Raw genomic sequence first — 15,750 nt, forward strand, 5'->3', positions numbered from 1 at the left:
CTACGCCGCCGACCTGGTCCGCTCCTTCCAGGTCGTCACCCCGGACGGCCGGCTGCGCGAAACGGACCCCCAGCTCGAACCGGAACTGTTCTGGGCCCTGCGCGGCGGCAAGGGCACCGTAGGCGTCGTCACCTCGCTGGTCACCGAGCTGCTCCCCCTCCCCCGCATCTACGGCGGCGGCATCTACTGCCGGGGCGAGGACACCGAGGCCCTGCTCCAGGCCTGGGCGGACTGGACCCGCACCGTCCCGGACCAGATGTGCAGCGCGTTCACCATCCTCCGCCTGCCGCCCATCCCGCAGATCCCGGAGCCGCTGCGCGGAGGCTTCTGGGCCCGGGTGGCGATCGCCTGGCCCGGCCTCCCGGCCGAGGGCGAGGCACTGATCGCACCGCTGCGCGAAGCCGCCCCCGTGGCCGTCGACACGGTTGAGGTGATGGACCACGCGGCCCTGGACCGCATCCACATCGAACCCCAGGACCCGCTCCCCGCGAGGGAGTCGTGCCTGCTCCTGCGCGACCTGACCCCCGCCGCCATCGGAACGTTCCTGGAGCAGGCCGGTCCCGCGGCCGGCGCCGGCCACCCCCTGCTGATGGTCGAGATACGCCACATGGGCGGCGCGCTGTCCCGCCCGTCCGCCATCGAGGACGCCGTGTGCTCCCGCGACGCCCTGTACTTCATCGACTCGGTCGGCATCATGGCCGCGCCACCCGCCGCCGAGGCCATCGAGCAGGCGACGCAACAGCTCTACACGGCCATGGCCCCCTACGGCACGGGCCGCACCATGGTCAACATCCACGGCACCCCGGGCGACGAACAGGACCGCGCCCGCGCCTGGACCCCGGAGGTCTACGCACGGCTACGCCAGGACAAGGCCACCTACGACCCGTCCAACCTGCTCCGCTACGGCCACGCGGTGACTCCCGCGTAGCCGCAGCGAGCAACACTCAAGCCCTTACGTCGTCGACCGCCGCCGCCGAGCCCCCGGCCGCCGCTCACTCGGCCGCGTCACCGGATCACCGGCCTCCACCGCGGCGGCTCTGCGCTTCGCGCCGAAGTCGGCCAGGGCCTCCGCCAGCTTGTGCACGGACGGCTCCGGAGCCATGACGTCCACCCGGAGCCCGTGCTCCTCGGCCGTCTTGGCGGTGGCGGGGCCGATACACGCGATCACGGTCACGTTGTGCGGCTTGCCGGCGATACCGACCAGGTTCCGCACGGTGGACGACGACGTGAACAGCACGGCGTCGAACCCGCCGCCCTTGATCGCCTCGCGCGTCTCCGCCGGCGGGGGCGAGGCCCGCACGGTCCGGTAGGCCGTGACGTCGTCGACCTCCCAGCCCAGCTCGATCAGCCCGGCGACCAGCGTCTCCGTGGCGATGTCGGCCCGCGGCAGGAACACCCGGTCGATCGGGTCGAAGACCGGGTCGTAGGGCGGCCAGTCCTCCAGCAGCCCGGCGGCCGACTGCTCGCCGCTCGGCACCAGGTCCGGCTTCACGCCGAAGGCGATCAGCGCGTTCGCCGTCTGCTCGCCGACGGCCGCGACCTTGATGCCCGCGAAGGCACGCGCGTCGAGCCCGTACTCCTCGAACTTCTCCCGCACGGCCTTGACCGCGTTCACCGAGGTGAAGGCGATCCACTCGTAGCGGCCCGTCACGAGCCCCTTGACCGCGCGTTCCATCTGCTGGGGCGTGCGCGGCGGCTCGACGGCGATGGTCGGCACCTCGTGCGGCACGGCCCCGTACGACCGCAGCTGGTCGGAGAGCGACGCCGCCTGCTCCTTGGTGCGCGGCACGAGCACCTTCCAGCCGAACAGCGGCTTGGACTCGAACCACGCGAGCTGGTCGCGCTGGGCGGCGGCGGAACGCTCACCGACCACGGCTATCACCGGCCGGCCGCCCTCGGGCGAGGGCAGCACCTTGGCCTGCTTCAGCGTCTGCGCGATCGTGCCGAGCGTGGCGGTCCAGGTGCGCTGCCGGGTGGTCGTACCGGCGACGGTGACCGTCATCGGGGTGTCCGGCTTGCGGCCCGCGGAGACGAGCTCGCCGGCCGCCGCCGCGACGGAGTCCAGCGTGGTGGACACGACGACCGTGCCGTCCGACGCCCCCACCTCCGTCCAGCACCGGTCCGACGCCGTGCGCGCGTCGACGAACCGCACGTCCGCGCCCTGCGCGTCCCGCAGCGGCACACCGGCGTACGCGGGCACACCGACGGCACTCGCGATACCGGGGACGACCTCGAAGGGCACCCCGGCGGCGGCGCACGCCAGCATCTCCTCGGCGGCGTACGTGTCGAGGCCCGGGTCCCCGGACACCGCACGCACGACCCGCCTGCCGCCCCGCGCGGCCTCCATGACAAGATGTGCGGCATCCCGCACCGCGGGGGTGGCTGCGGCGGTTGACGTACCGTCAACAACCGTCAGCTGGGGCGCTCCTGTGCCCGGAGCCGGATCCTGGGAAGGATCCGAGTCCGTGTGCACTTCGGAGACGCCCTGCCTGGCGTGCTGACGTACGACGTCGAGCACTTCGTGCTCGGCGACGAGGACGTCCGCGTGCGCCAGCGCCTCGACGGCGCGCAGAGTCAGTAGTCCCGGATCTCCGGGTCCGGCACCCAGGAAGGTGACGTGCCCGTGTTCAGGACCGGCGGAAAGGGTGGTGGGGCTCAATGTGCTCGCTCCCCCATCAGACCGGCCGCGCCCTGGGCGAGCATCTCGGCCGCGAGTTCGCGACCGAGCGCCATTGCCCGGTCGTGCGTCTCGGGCACGGGACCGGTGGTGGACAGCTGCACCATGCGCGTGCCGTCGGTCGTGCCGACGACGCCGCGCAGGCGCATTTCCTTGACAATCTGCCCGTCGGCCAGAAGGTCGGCCAGCGCGCCCACAGGGGCGCTGCAACCGGCCTCCAGGGCGGCGAGCAGTGACCGCTCGGCCGTTACGGCGATCCGCGTGAACGGGTCGTCGAGTGCGGCGAGCGCGGCGACGAGGTCCGCGTTGCCCGCGGTGCACTCGATCGCCAGGGCCCCCTGGCCGGGGGCGGGCAAAACCGTGTCGACCGACAGGAAGTCGGTCACCTCGTCGCCCCGGCCGATCCGGTTGAGTCCGGCGGCGGCCAGTACGACCGCGTCGAGCTCACCGGAGCGTACGTATCCGATCCGGGTGTCGACGTTGCCGCGGATCGGGACGGTCGCTATGTCCAGGCCGTGGCTGCGCGCGTACGCGTTGAGCTGGGCCATGCGGCGCGGCGAACCGGTACCGATGCGGGCTCCGCTCGGCAGGTCGGTGAACTTCAGCGCGTCCCGGGCGACGATCACGTCCCGCGGGTCCTCCCGCACGGGGACGGCGGCCACGACCAGCTCCTCGGGCTGCGTGGTCGGCAGGTCCTTCAGCGAGTGCACCGCGAAGTCGACCTCGCCCTTGAGCAGCGCGTCGCGCAGGGCGGTGACGAACACGCCCGTGCCGCCGATCTGGGCGAGCTGCTCGCGCGAGACGTCGCCGTACGTGGTGATCTCGACGAGCTCGACGGGCCGCCCCGTCACCCGGCTCACGGCCTCGGCCACCTGCCCGGACTGGGCCATGGCGAGCCTGCTCCGCCGGGTGCCGAGCCGTAGTGCCTTTTCGTTCATGCCGGCCCTCGGTCTTTCTCTGTGCTGTCCTCGGCCCGGGAGACGGCGGCAACCGCCTCGGGGTCGAGGTCGAACAGGGTCCGCAGCGCGTCCGCGTACCCGGCGCCGCCGGGCTCGGCCGCGAGTTGCTTGACCCGTACGGTCGGCGCGTGCAGCAGCTTGTCCACCACGCGCCGCACGGTCTGGGTGATCTCCGCGCGGTGCTTGTCGTCGAGGCCGGGCAGCCGTCCGTCCAGGCGGGCGATCTCGCTGGCCACGACATCGGCGGCCATGGTGCGCAGGGCGACCACGGTCGGCGTGATGTGCGCGGCCCGCAGTGCTGCCCCGAAGGCCGCGACCTCGTCGGAGACGACACGCCGGACCTGGTCCACATCGGCAGCCATCGGAGCGCCCGCGGATGCTTCCGCCAGCGATTCGATGTCCACCAGCCGCACCCCGGTGAGCCGGTGTGCGGCGGCGTCTATGTCCCGCGGCATCGCCAGGTCGAGCAGGAAGAGCACGGGCTCGGGCCGCGGCGGCTCGTCGGCCGGCTCGGGCCGGCGCCGCTCGGGGATGCGGCCGACGGTGGCCACGGTCGCGGCGAGCGCGGCGATGGCGTCGGCGTCCGGGGCGGGGTCGAGCGGGCCGGACGTCCCCGGCCGGGCCGCGCGCTGGGCACCGCCCACCGTGCCGTTGTCCACCCACGCCGCGTGCTGTTCCAGGTCGGCGGCGGCCATACCGGCCACGGCCGCCTCGCCCAGCACGGAGAATCCGGCGGTGCCCTGCACCGCGGGCAGGTCCAGCGGGCAGCCGTCCTCGCCGCCGAGCCCGGTGGCCGCCGGGGCGCCCCGCCCGGCGCCCGGGGCCGCGGTCCGGCCCGGCTCACCGTCCGGGGCGGGCGATCCGTCGGCCACGTCCGCCGGCGCGGCCGTACGGCCCTCGACCGCGGCGGCGACCGACTCGGCCGTCAGGACCAGGCCCGTCGCGCCGGTGCAGGAGACGGCGACGTCGGCACGTGTCAGCTCGAACGGCACCGACTCCATCGGGACCGCGCGGGCCAGCACGTCCGTGTCGTCGCCCTCGGTCAGGATCTGGGCGAGGCGCTCGGCGCGGTCGAAGGTGCGGTTGGCGACGACGACCTCGGCGACCCCGGCCCGTGCGAGTGTCGCGGCGGCCAGCGAGGACATCGACCCGGCGCCGATGACCAGGGCCTTCTTGCCCCGGGCCCAGGTCTGCACCTCGCCGCCCGCGGCCAGCTGCTCCAGGCCGAAGGTGACCAGGGACTGGCCGGCGCGGTCGATGCCGGTCTCGGAGTGGGCGCGCTTGCCGACCCTCAGGGCCTGCTGGAACAGGTCGTTCAGCAGCCGGCCCGCGGAGTTCAGCTCCTGGGCGCGGGCCAGGGAGTCCTTGATCTGGCCGAGGATCTGCCCCTCGCCGACGACCATCGAGTCCAGCCCGCAGGCCACCGAGAACAGATGGTGGACGGCCCGGTCCTCGTAGTGCACGTAGAGATAGGGAGTGAGCTCCTCCAGGCCGACCCCGCTGTGCTGGGCGAGCAGCGTGGACAGCTCGGCGACACCGGCGTGGAACTTGTCCACGTCGGCGTAGAGCTCGATGCGGTTGCAGGTGGCGAGCACCGCGGCCTCGCCGGCCGGTTCGGTGGCGACCGTGTCCTGGAGCAGCTTGACCTGCGCGTCCGCGTTGAGCGAGGCCCGCTCCAGGACGCTGACCGGGGCGCTGCGGTGGCTGAGTCCGACGACGAGGAGGCTCATGCCGGCATCACGGCGGGCATGTCCCCGTCGGGTCCCTGGTCGGCGGAGTCGCTGCGCGCGGCGGCGGCCGGGACACCGCCGTCGGATGCGGCGGCCTCCTCGCCGGCCTTGCGCTGCTCGTGGAAGGCGAGGATCTGAAGCTCGATGGAGAGGTCGACCTTGCGCACGTCGACGCCGTCGGGGACGGACAGCACGGTCGGCGCGAAGTTCAGGATGGAGGTGACACCGGCGGCCACGAGCCGGTCGCAGACCGCCTGGGCGGCACCGGCGGGGGTCGCGATGACACCGATCGACACGCCGTTGTCCTGGATGATCTTCTCCAGGTCGTCGGAGTGCTGCACGGGGATCCCGGCGACGGGCTTGCCCGCCATGGCCGGGTCGGCGTCGATCAGCGCGGCGACCCGGAAGCCGCGGGAGGCGAACCCGCCGTAGTTGGCGAGGGCGGCGCCGAGGTTACCGATACCGACGATCACGACCGGCCAGTCCTGGGTGAGGCCCAGCTCGCGGGAGATCTGGTAGACGAGATACTCGACGTCGTAGCCGACGCCCCGGGTCCCGTAGGAGCCGAGGTAGGAGAAGTCCTTGCGCAGCTTCGCGGAGTTGACCCCCGCCGCGGCCGCGAGCTCCTCGGAGGAGACCGTGGGCACCGAGCGCTCCGACAGCGCGGTCAGGGCGCGGAGGTACAGCGGAAGCCGGGCGACGGTGGCCTCGGGAATCCCTCGGCTGCGGGTCGCCGGTCGGTGAGTTCGGCCAGTTGCCACGGTGCTCCTGCGGGTAGAGCGGGGCTGTAGGCGGTCATACGTCCCTACATGACCGCCCCGTCGAAAGCAGGCTATGTCTTTGTGAACGCGTGCACAAAGATGGTGTCCGATTTGCCCGGCCAACGTGACCGGGGTCACGCGCCCCCGGCGCACTCGCGGGGAACCGGCGCATACGCGCCACCGTTCCTTTGCTTCTGGGGGCAAAACCGCACACTCTCCTCTGTGTATCCCGCCCCCGAGACCAGCCACCGTCGATCCTAAGCGACCTGACAGGCCCTTTGGACTGCTCGGTCAGTTGCGGCACCGGGCGGGAACAGCGGGATCAGCCGGTCAGCGCCTTGCGCAGGCGGTCCTCGTTCACGCGCCAGAACGTGTGCTGCCTGCCGTCGACCAGCACGACCGGGATCTGCTCCCAGTACTGGTCGTGCAGTGCGCGGTCCTCGGTGATGTCCTTCTGCTCCCAGGGGACTCCCAGATCACTGCACACCTTCTCCACGACGACCTGTGCGTCATCACACAGATGACAGCCCGGCTTGCGGATCAGGGTGACGAGCCGGTCCCGAGGGGGCCTGCGACGAAAGAGGGGACTCATGTCGGCCATTGTCGCGCGCCCCGACACGAGGGGAACCTGCCGCCGAACGCCCGCTTTAACCACACGCTTGCCGAGAGTTCACAGGCTCCGAACCTCAGGACTCCGGAACCCCCGAACAAACTGGCTATGCTCACGCCATGGCCGCTCTCGGATGGCTCACTCCCCGTAGGCGCTCCGCCACGGCGCGGAGCGTTTTGGCAGGCGAGGCCTCGGCGGAGGCTGCCCGCAAGTCCTCACAGGAGGCCGCCGGCACGACCGAGGAACCGCAGTTCCCGGTCCACGGCGACGACCGGGCCGCCGCCTTCTTCGACCTGGACAACACCGTCATGCAGGGCGCCGCCCTCTTCCACTTCGGGCGGGGCCTGTACAAGCGGAAGTTCTTCGAGACACGCGAGCTCGCCCGGTTCGCCTGGCAGCAGGCCTGGTTCCGGCTGGCTGGGGTCGAGGACCCCGAACACATGCAGGAGGCCCGCGACTCGGCCCTGTCCATCGTCAAGGGCCACCGCGTCGCCGAGCTCCAGTCGATCGGCGAGGAGATCTACGACGAGTACATGGCCGAGCGCATCTGGCCCGGCACCCGCGCCCTGGCCCAGGCCCACCTGGACGCCGGCCAGAAGGTCTGGCTCGTCACGGCGGCCCCCGTCGAGATCGCCCAGGTCATCGCCCGCCGCCTGGGTCTGACCGGCGCCCTGGGCACGGTCGCCGAGTCGGTCGACGGCGTCTACACGGGCAAGCTGGTCGGCGAGCCGCTGCACGGCCCGGCCAAGGCCGAGGCGGTCCGCGCGCTGGCCGCGGCCGAGGGCCTGGACCTGAGCCGCTGCGCCGCCTACAGCGACTCGCACAACGACATCCCGATGCTGTCCCTGGTCGGCCACCCCTACGCCATCAACCCGGACTCCAAGCTGCGCAAGCACGCCCGCGACCTGGACTGGCGCTTGCGCGACTACCGCACCGGCCGCAAGGCGGCCAAGGTCGGCATCCCGGCCGCGGCCGGCGTGGGCGCGGTGGCCGGCGGCACGGCGGCGGCGATCGCCCTGCACCGCCGCCGTCGCTGACGACCGACCGGGCCGACGACCGATCAATCCGGGACACCTTCGTCTACGGGATGACAAGCCCCGTAAATCCAACTGGCGTACCCCCACAACCTCGCATCCAGTCCTCTTGGCTGGACACGGCCACAACACGCCCTGGACCCCGCCTCAATCCGAACCCTTCCGATCAACAACCGTTCACACTCTGGCACTTGATGCGGCGTCAATCGGTTACGGAAGCGACGTAATCGGCGATTTGAGCAACTCGGTGTAGCAGGGCCTACACGAAGCGTTATTCTCCTCAGACGCAAACCGGTACCCCTCCGTCGCTACGACGGGTGAAAGGTCCCGCACTGCACGTGATGGAAGCTCTGCCTCTGGGAGTCCCGTGTACCCACACGTCGGGGTTGACGCCTCGGGCCTGGCTACGCTGCGCGCAACGGTCCTCGACCTGTTGCGCGGCTTCGTCCCCACCGCGTACGCCGGCCCCGCATTCGCCACCGCCGCGCCCCTAGGCCCGTGCTATGCACTGGCCGACGGCAGCGCCGCGGTCGGCAGACGAGGGCGCCCGTCCGGCGCGGCCACCGCCCGACGGCCGGCGGCGGACAGCGACAGCGCCCGCATGATGGACCTCGTGGAGCGCGCCCAGGCCGGCGAGGCCGACGCCTTCGGCCGCCTCTACGACCAATACAGCGACACCGTCTACCGGTACATCTACTACCGGGTCGGGGGAAAGGCGACCGCCGAGGACCTCACCAGCGAGACCTTTCTGCGCGCCCTGCGCCGCATCGGCACGTTCACCTGGCAGGGCCGCGACTTCGGCGCCTGGCTGGTCACCATCGCCCGCAACCTCGTCGCGGACCACTTCAAGTCCAGCCGCTTCCGCCTCGAGGTCACCACCGGCGAGATGCTCGACGCCAACGAGGTCGAGCGCTCCCCCGAGGACTCCGTCCTGGAGTCCCTCTCCAACGCCGCCCTGCTCGACGCCGTGCGGCGGCTCAACCCCCAGCAGCAGGAGTGCGTGACACTCCGCTTCCTCCAGGGCCTCTCCGTCGCGGAGACGGCCCGTGTCATGGGCAAGAACGAGGGCGCCATCAAGACCCTCCAGTACCGGGCCGTCCGCACCCTCGCCCGGCTCCTCCCGGAAGACGCCCGCTGACCGGGCCGTACGCTCGGCGACGGCCAACTCACGTTCCGTCACGGTCCGTTGACTTCGGCATTCGATCATCCGACGTCCGTAACCCAAGTGCCGCGCCACTCGTTGTGCGGGATGCAGGCTCCCTGTGGTCACCCCCTGACCGGCTTCGATCACTCGATCGTGTGGTCGCGTTCAGGGTGTGCAACCCTCAGGACCCCCTGGGGAGTCGACCGTCATGACGAGAGGAGGTGCCGCCAGTGATCGCGAACGTATCGGCGCACCGGCGGGCGAACGCCTTCGCCCAGGCCCTTCAGGAGCAGTCCGAGCAGGGCACGGCGGCCGAACAGTCCGAAGGCTCGGCACCGGCCCCGGCCGCTGCGGAGCCGACCGACCAGGCACGCCTGCTGGCGCTCGCCTCCGGTCTCGGCGCGCTGCCCAAACCGGAGCTCGACCCGGAGGTCAAGGTCGTCCAGCGGGCCCAGCTGGTGGCCGCGTTCGAGGCCATGCTCCAGGAGGGCACCGCAGGAGGTGGGGCGACGGACGGCGCGGTCCCCGAGCAGCGCTCCCCCCAGGCCCGTGGCGCCCACCGGGCGGGCTCACTGAAGAAGTTCCGGCCCCGTTCCCGCCTCGCCAAGGGCCTCACCGCGGGCGGGCTCAGCGTGGGCGTGGCCGCGAGCGCCTTCGGCGGAGTCGCCGCCGCCAGCAACGACGCCCTGCCCGGTGACTCGCTCTACGGCCTCAAGCGCGGCATCGAGGACGTCAAACTCGGCCTCGCCGACAGTGCCGACGAGCGCGGCCGGGTCTATCTCGACCACGCCTCCACCCGGCTCAGCGAAGCCCGCCGCCTGATGGAGCGGGGCCGCAGCGGCCCGCTGGACCACGAATCCCTGGGCGAAATCCGCCGCGCCCTGTCCGGCATGCGGCACGACGCGTCGGAAGGCCACCGGCTGCTCAGCGAGGCGTACCAGCGCGACCCGGACTCCCTGGGCCCCATCCAGGCCCTGTCCGCGTTCTCCCGCTCCCACCGCGAGGCCTGGGGCGAACTGCGCGCCAAGCTCCCCGTCACGCTCGGGGACGTCAGCGAACAGGTGTCGTCGGTGTTCGACGCCATAGACGAGGACGTCGCCCCGCTGCGGTCCCTGCTGCCCGAGCCCCCCTCCCGGGGCGGCGGCGAGAACAGCCGGCGGCGCGCCTCCGAGTCGGCCTCCAGCGGCTCCTCGGCCACCGACCGGACCGCCCGGCCAAGTGACAGCGGCCGCGGTCACTCCGACAAGAGCGGCAGCGACAGCCCCAGCCACTCGGCCGGCAGCGACAGCGACGGCCTGCTCGGCGGCAACACCGGCGGCCTGCTCGACCCGCCGCGGCAGTCCAGCGACACGAGCACCTCGCCGTCCGCGGAAGGCGTCCCGCCCGTCCCGCAGCCGGACGTGACGCTCCCGCCGCTCCTGCCCGATCTCCTGCCCGGGCTGGGCATCGACGGCGAGGACGCCGACTAGCCGGCGGTACGACAGTGGGGGCGCCCCTCCTCGAGGGGCGCCCCCGTCGTCGTAGGCCCTGTTTCAGAAGAAGACCGACCGGCGCTGCACCAGCAGCTTGTACAGGGTGTGCTGGATCTGCTCCCTGACCTGGTCGGTCAGGTTGAACATCAGCATCGGGTCCTCGGCGGCCTCCGGCGGATAGCCGTCCGTGGGGATCGGCTCGCCGAACTGGATCGTCCACTTGGTCGGCAGCGGCACCGCCCCGAGCGGCCCGAGCCATGGGAACGTCGGCGTGATCGGGAAGTACGGGAACCCCAGCAGCCGCGCGACCGTCTTGGCGTTGCCGATCATCGGGTAGATCTCCTCGGCCCCGACGATCGAGCACGGCACGATCGGCGTCCCGGCGCGCAGGGCGGTCGAGACGAAGCCGCCGCGGCCGAAGCGCTGGAGCTTGTAGCGGTCCGCGAAGGGCTTCCCGAGGCCCTTGAAGCCCTCCGGCATCACCCCGACCAGCTCGCCCTGCTCCAGCAGCCGGGACGCGTCCTCGGCACAGGCCAGGGTGTGACCGAGCTTGCGGGCCAGCTCGTTGACCACCGGCAGCATGAACACCAGGTCGGCCGCGAGCAGCCGCAGATGCCGGCCCGCCGGATGGTTGTCGTGCACGGCGACCTGCATCATCAGGCCGTCCATCGGCAGCGTCCCGGAGTGGTTGGCGACGATCAGGGCGCCGCCCTCGGACGGGATGTTCTCGACGCCCTTCACCTCGACCCGGAAGTACTTCTCGTACAGCGGGCGCAGCAGGGACATCAGGACCTGGTCGGTGAGCTCCTCGTCGTAGCCGAAGTCGTCGACCTCGTAGTCCCCGGTGAGGCGGCGGCGCAGGAAGGCCAGGCCGCCCGCGATACGCCGCTCCAGGCCGCCCTCGCCACCCTGGGACTCCTCCGGCGGTTGTTCCTCGGATGTCACAGGAACATCATCCTGCGGAGCGGCCCTGGTGGGCAGGGGCTGCACCTCACGTACCGGCACGGACTCCGTGCCCGGCCGACGGTTCCCCGCACTCCGGCGCCGCTGCGGACGCTGCGCGGCGCCCCCGCGGGACCGGTCGTCGTCGAACGGAATGACCTTGGCATCCGCCATCGTTGATGCGCTCCTCAGTTGGCGCTCTGCGTCGGGGGGTGGCCGCCGCCCGCGAGGGGCAGCGCGGCGATCCGGTCGACGGCCCCCGCAAGGGCCTCCGGCGGAAGAAGTCCGGGACCTTGACTGCGTGCGAAGTCCGCGAACGTCTCCGCGGTCGTGTACTTGGGCTGGAATCCCAGCGTCTCGCGCATCTGCCCCGTGGCCACGACCCGGCCGTGGGTGAGCAGCCTGATCTGCTCGGGCGAGAAGTCCGTCATACCCAGCGTACGCACCAGCGAGCCCGCCCAGGTGACGGCCGGGAGCAGCAGGGGCACGGTGGGGCGGCCCAGGCGCCGGGAGCACTGCGAGAGCAGCAGCACACCGTCGCCGGCGATGTTGAAGGTGCCGCTGTTGAGCGTGCCCCGCCGCGGCTCGTGCGAGGCGATCCGCAGCACCTCGATCACGTCGTCCTCGTGCACGAACTGAAGCCGCGGGTCGTAGCCGAACACGGTCGGCAGGACCGGCAGCGCGAAGTACGAGGCGAGCGGAGTGTCCGCGGTCGGGCCCAGGATGTTGGCGAACCGCAGCACGCACACGGCCACGTCGGGCCGGCGGCGCGCGAAGCCGCGGACATAGCCCTCGACCTCCACCGTGTCCTTGGCGAAGCCGCCGCTGGGCAGGGACTTGGGCGGGGTCGTCTCGGTGAAGACGCCCGGGTCGCGGGGCGCGGACCCGTAGACGTTCGTACTGGACTTCACCACCAGCCGCCGCACGCTCGGGGACTTCTGGCAGGCACCGAGCAGCTGCATCGTGCCGATGACGTTGGTCTCCTTGAGGGAGGCCCGGTTGCCGCTGCCCAGCGGCGTGCCCGTCACGTCCAGGTGGACGACCGTGTCGGCGCCCGTCTCCGCGAGCACCCGCGCGATTCCGGGCTGCCGGATGTCGGCCTGGACGAAGTCCGCGCCGCCCAGATGGTGCTCGGGCGGCACCGCGTCCACGGCGACGACCCGGTCCACCTCGGGGTCACGCTGGATCCGCCGTACGAACCGGCCCCCCAGCTGGCGGGCCACACCGGTCACGAGCACGACCTTGCCCAAGATCAGCGCCTTCCTTCCAGAAAACCTCTTGCCCCGCCGCGTTCCCCCCAGGGGCCAACTTAGCGGGTCGGTGTTGCGCTGTGATGACCGCCCGATGCGCGACGTGACGACAAGCAGCCGGACGCAGGAGCCGGAACGCGTGTGGCCCCCCACCAGTGGGTGGGGGGCCACAGCAACGCTCTCGCGGCGTCCGCGTCGCGAACTTACTTCTTGTTGCGACGCTGGACGCGCGTGCGCTTGAGCAGCTTGCGGTGCTTCTTCTTGGCCATCCGCTTGCGCCGCTTCTTGATAACAGAGCCCACGACTACCCTCGCTCACTTCTCATCACTCGGTTGTTTGGGCGCCATGGGCCCACACGACCTACGAGGGGCTAGCCTACCCGCCCGAGCGCTGAGGTCGTAATCGAGGAGGCCAGGGTGATCCCGAGTGCCCTGTGAGGGATCACCCCGCCCCAGCCGTCAGGCGGTTTCCACCCCCACATAGCTCTCGCGGAGGTACTCGTGAACCGCTTGCTCCGGGACGCGGAAGGACCGCCCCACACGGATCGCGGGCAGATGACCGCTGTGCACCAACCGGTACACGGTCATCTTCGACACTCGCATCACCGAGGCGACTTCCGCCACGGTAAGGAACTGAACCTCGTTCAGAGGCCTCTCGCCAGCTGCAGCCATGACACACCTGAACCTTCCGCACTCGACGGCCACCGGCTTCCCCTTCCGGTGACTCTTCGTCGCTGCGTGCTCACTCCCCAATGTAGGGGCGGGTGATGCGAGTGGGGAAGAGGTGCACCCATCGGCGGCCTACTGTGACAGACACGCCCGATTGAGTACGTAGCGGGTAAGCGGCAGGTAGTAATCAGACCGCACGCCGTCATCAAGTGGAACGACGACGGAGACGGACCCCTCCGCCTCACCGACGAACGGGGCGGGGTCGTTCGTATCGGCCGCCCCGATGGCCTCGAACCCCAGCTGACCAGCCCCGCAGACCCACCCGTGGTCCCCGATCACCAGCTCGGGAAGGGGCCCGCCGGCCTCCGCGGCAGCGGCCAACACGGTACGAACCGGGAGAGGTGAGTGCGTATGTGCGCCGGGCTCACAACCGGGGCGTTCCCCGCCGGATCCCCGCACCAGCGCGACTCCTCGTACGTAGTCGAGGTTGTACGTGCGTAGGCCGAACCGGGTCGTTATGTCGACACAGCGACCCTGCGCCGGGGTGAGAACGGCACACCCCGCCGCCGACAGCGCGTCTGCCAGAGCGGCGTAGAAACCGAGCAGCCGGTGGGGGTGCCCGGTGCCGAGGAGCACGGGTGCGCTCCGTCGGGCGGCCTCGGCGAGGCGCTCCGCGAAGGCGTCCAGCGCGGCCAGGGTGCGTTCCGGATCGATCACGTCCTGGCCGGAAGTCCGAGGGTAACTGGCCGAAACCCCACACCGGTCCGCCATCAGCTCGATCACATCCCGCTGGCTCCAGGCCCCTTCGGGATCGAGCCCGAGCAGCACACGGGGATCCCGGGCGGCGAACAGCCGGTAGCTCCGCAGGCTCTCCTCACGAGGCGTGGCCACGGTCCCGGCGAGGCGGGCACCCACCAGGTGCGCACGAAGGGCTTCGGGGGTCAGCACGAACAGATCGTGCGCGACCAGGGCCCCACGCGTCCCGAGAACGCGCGAACACCGCACAGTCGGCCTACCAGGCACCCGCAGCCCACCGGTCCCCCCGGTCAGGCCAGCAGCCCCCGCAGCGGGAACACCGCCCGCCGGGCCGCCAGCACGGCCTGGTCCAGCCGGTCCGCGGGGTCGTAGCCCTCCTCCCAGCCCGGGAAGGCCACGGGCCAGCGCCCGTCCGTCATCCGTGCCGGGGCCAACTGCCGCGTCCGGGCGAACACTTCCTGTCGCCAACCCTCGGGAATCACCGCCTCGGGCGCCACCGCCCGGCCGGCCGCGATCCCGACCAGATGCGTCCACGACCGCGGTACGACGTCCACCACGGCGTAACCGCCCCCGCCCAGCGCCACCCACCGCCCGTCGGCGTACTCGTGCGCCAGGTCGTGACAGGCCACCTGCACCGCCCGCTGCGCGTCCAGCGACACCGCAAGATGCGCCAGCGGATCCTCGAAGTGCGTGTCGGCCCCGTGCTGCGTCACCAGCACCTGCGGCCGGAAGTCCGCGATCAGCTCCGGCACGACCGCGTGGAACGCCCGCAGCCAGCCGGCGTCCCCCGTCCCGGCCGGCAGCGCCACGTTCACCGCCGACCCCTCCGCGCTGTCGGCGCCCGTCTCCTCCGGCCACCCGGTCTGCGGGAACAGCGTCCGGGGATGTTCGTGCAGCGAGATCGTCAGCACCCGCGGGTCCTCCCAGAACGCCGCCTGCACCCCGTCCCCGTGATGCACGTCCACGTCGACGTACGCCACCCGCTCCGTCCCCAGCTCCAGCAGCCGGGCGATGGCGAGCGACGCGTCGTTGTAGATGCAGAACCCGGACGCACCGCCGGGCATCGCGTGGTGCAGCCCGCCCGCGAAGTTCACCGCGTGCAGCGCCTCACCGCGCCACACCGCCTCCGCGGCCGCCACCGACTGCCCCGCGATCAGCGCCGACACCTCGTGCATCCCGGCGAAGGCCGGATCGTCCATCGTCCCCAGCCCGTACGACTGGTCCGCCGCCCCCGGATCCGCCGACGCGGCCTTCACGGCCTCGATGTAGTCCTCCCGGTGGACGAGCCGCAACGTCGACTCCCCGGCCGCCTTGGCGGCGACCACGTCCACCTCCCGGTCCAGCCCGAAGGCGTCGACCAGCCTCCGGGTCAGGGCCAGCCGGACCGGGTCCATCGGATGCCCCGGACCGAAGTCATAGCCCGTTACTGCCTCGTCCCACATCAGCTGTGCGCGGCCGCTCATGCCCGCCACCGTATCGGTCCGGTTGAGCAGCGAACGACCGGGCGTACACGAGCGTCACCAGGACCAACACCATCGGCACGAGCATGGCCCCGCGGTAACTCCACAGATCACCGAGCGCACCGACCAACGGCGAACCGATCAAAAACCCCACATAGTTGAAGACATTCAGCCGCGCGACGGCAGCGTCCGAAGCCCCCGGGAACAACCGGCCGGCCGCCGCGAACGTCTGCGGCACCAGCACACACAACCCCAGCCCCAGCAGCGTGAACCCGAGCATCCCCACC

Annotated in this window: 16 protein-coding genes; 4 read left to right on the forward strand and 12 right to left on the reverse strand. The window is 71.6% G+C overall.

Features of this window, described 5'->3' with window-relative positions:
- Positions 1-928: FAD-binding oxidoreductase (locus CCL05_RS34090; protein WP_086564521.1), on the forward strand; the 928-nt coding region annotated here is incomplete at its 5' end.
- Positions 929-952: 24 nt separating this feature from the next.
- Here the strand turns inward: CCL05_RS34090 and CCL05_RS34095 are convergent.
- The 5 genes from CCL05_RS34095 to CCL05_RS34115 all read right to left on the reverse strand — a co-directional run bounded on the left by CCL05_RS34095 (position 953) and on the right by CCL05_RS34115 (position 6,728).
- Positions 953-2,659, reverse strand: a complete 1,707-nt coding sequence (locus tag CCL05_RS34095; RefSeq protein WP_086564522.1) for a bifunctional uroporphyrinogen-III C-methyltransferase/uroporphyrinogen-III synthase — start codon at positions 2,657-2,659, stop codon at positions 953-955.
- On the reverse strand, positions 2,656-3,615 hold the full coding sequence (hemC, locus tag CCL05_RS34100) for a hydroxymethylbilane synthase (RefSeq protein WP_086564523.1): 960 nt from the start codon (positions 3,613-3,615) through the stop codon (positions 2,656-2,658). Before hemC ends, CCL05_RS34095 begins: the two co-directional genes overlap by 4 nt.
- Positions 3,612-5,366 carry a glutamyl-tRNA reductase gene (locus CCL05_RS34105; protein WP_086564524.1) on the reverse strand — a complete coding sequence of 585 codons (1,755 nt, stop codon included), beginning with the start codon at positions 5,364-5,366 and terminating at the stop codon, positions 3,612-3,614. Before CCL05_RS34105 ends, hemC begins: the two co-directional genes overlap by 4 nt.
- Positions 5,363-6,127, reverse strand: coding sequence for a redox-sensing transcriptional repressor Rex (locus CCL05_RS34110; RefSeq protein ID WP_020275182.1), 765 nt, complete (start codon positions 6,125-6,127; stop codon positions 5,363-5,365). The genes CCL05_RS34105 and CCL05_RS34110 overlap by 4 nt, the downstream gene beginning before the upstream one ends.
- A 322-nt stretch (positions 6,128-6,449) precedes the next feature.
- A complete protein-coding gene (locus CCL05_RS34115) occupies positions 6,450-6,728 on the reverse strand; it encodes a glutaredoxin family protein (protein ID WP_086564525.1) in 279 nt (92 codons plus the stop codon).
- A gap of 128 nt (positions 6,729-6,856) precedes the next feature.
- Between CCL05_RS34115 and CCL05_RS34120 the strand changes: the two genes are divergently transcribed.
- From CCL05_RS34120 to CCL05_RS34130, 3 genes are all read left to right on the forward strand, one after another.
- On the forward strand, positions 6,857-7,774 hold the full coding sequence (locus CCL05_RS34120; RefSeq protein ID WP_082320012.1) for an HAD family hydrolase: 918 nt from the start codon (positions 6,857-6,859) through the stop codon (positions 7,772-7,774).
- A 364-nt stretch (positions 7,775-8,138) separates the two neighbouring features.
- Positions 8,139-8,909 (forward strand): ECF subfamily RNA polymerase sigma factor, BldN family, encoded by a 771-nt coding sequence (locus CCL05_RS34125; RefSeq protein WP_086564526.1) that lies wholly within the window; start codon positions 8,139-8,141, stop codon positions 8,907-8,909.
- A gap of 236 nt (positions 8,910-9,145) precedes the next feature.
- On the forward strand, positions 9,146-10,384 hold the full coding sequence (locus CCL05_RS34130; RefSeq protein WP_086564527.1) for a DUF5667 domain-containing protein: 1,239 nt from the start codon (positions 9,146-9,148) through the stop codon (positions 10,382-10,384).
- Between the two features lie 63 nt (positions 10,385-10,447).
- Here CCL05_RS34130 and CCL05_RS34135 read toward each other — a convergent pair whose 3' ends face one another.
- From CCL05_RS34135 to CCL05_RS34165, 7 genes are all read right to left on the reverse strand, one after another.
- Positions 10,448-11,503 (reverse strand): lysophospholipid acyltransferase family protein, encoded by a 1,056-nt coding sequence (locus CCL05_RS34135; protein WP_086564528.1) that lies wholly within the window; start codon positions 11,501-11,503, stop codon positions 10,448-10,450.
- A 14-nt stretch (positions 11,504-11,517) separates the two neighbouring features.
- Positions 11,518-12,579 carry an NAD-dependent epimerase/dehydratase family protein gene (locus CCL05_RS34140; RefSeq protein ID WP_086564529.1) on the reverse strand — a complete coding sequence of 354 codons (1,062 nt, stop codon included), beginning with the start codon at positions 12,577-12,579 and terminating at the stop codon, positions 11,518-11,520.
- A gap of 203 nt (positions 12,580-12,782) precedes the next feature.
- The gene (locus tag CCL05_RS34145; protein ID WP_003948845.1) at positions 12,783-12,881 is read right to left on the reverse strand and encodes a 30S ribosomal protein bS22; all 99 of its coding nucleotides are present in this window, start codon (positions 12,879-12,881) and stop codon (positions 12,783-12,785) included.
- A gap of 156 nt (positions 12,882-13,037) precedes the next feature.
- The gene (locus tag CCL05_RS34150; protein ID WP_004984898.1) at positions 13,038-13,250 is read right to left on the reverse strand and encodes a helix-turn-helix domain-containing protein; all 213 of its coding nucleotides are present in this window, start codon (positions 13,248-13,250) and stop codon (positions 13,038-13,040) included.
- Positions 13,251-13,379: 129 nt separating this feature from the next.
- Positions 13,380-14,195 carry a phosphatase gene (locus CCL05_RS34155; RefSeq protein WP_086564531.1) on the reverse strand — a complete coding sequence of 272 codons (816 nt, stop codon included), beginning with the start codon at positions 14,193-14,195 and terminating at the stop codon, positions 13,380-13,382.
- Positions 14,196-14,293: 98 nt separating this feature from the next.
- Positions 14,294-15,466, reverse strand: coding sequence for an acetoin utilization protein AcuC (locus tag CCL05_RS34160; protein WP_086564530.1), 1,173 nt, complete (start codon positions 15,464-15,466; stop codon positions 14,294-14,296).
- The coding region (locus tag CCL05_RS34165; protein WP_143589989.1) for an MFS transporter at positions 15,417-15,750 on the reverse strand (334 nt) is incomplete at its 5' end. The genes CCL05_RS34165 and CCL05_RS34160, both read right to left, overlap by 50 nt.

The sequence above is a fragment of the Streptomyces africanus genome (genome assembly GCF_002150735.1).
GTDB classification, from domain to species: Bacteria; Actinomycetota; Actinomycetes; order Streptomycetales; family Streptomycetaceae; genus Streptomyces; species Streptomyces africanus.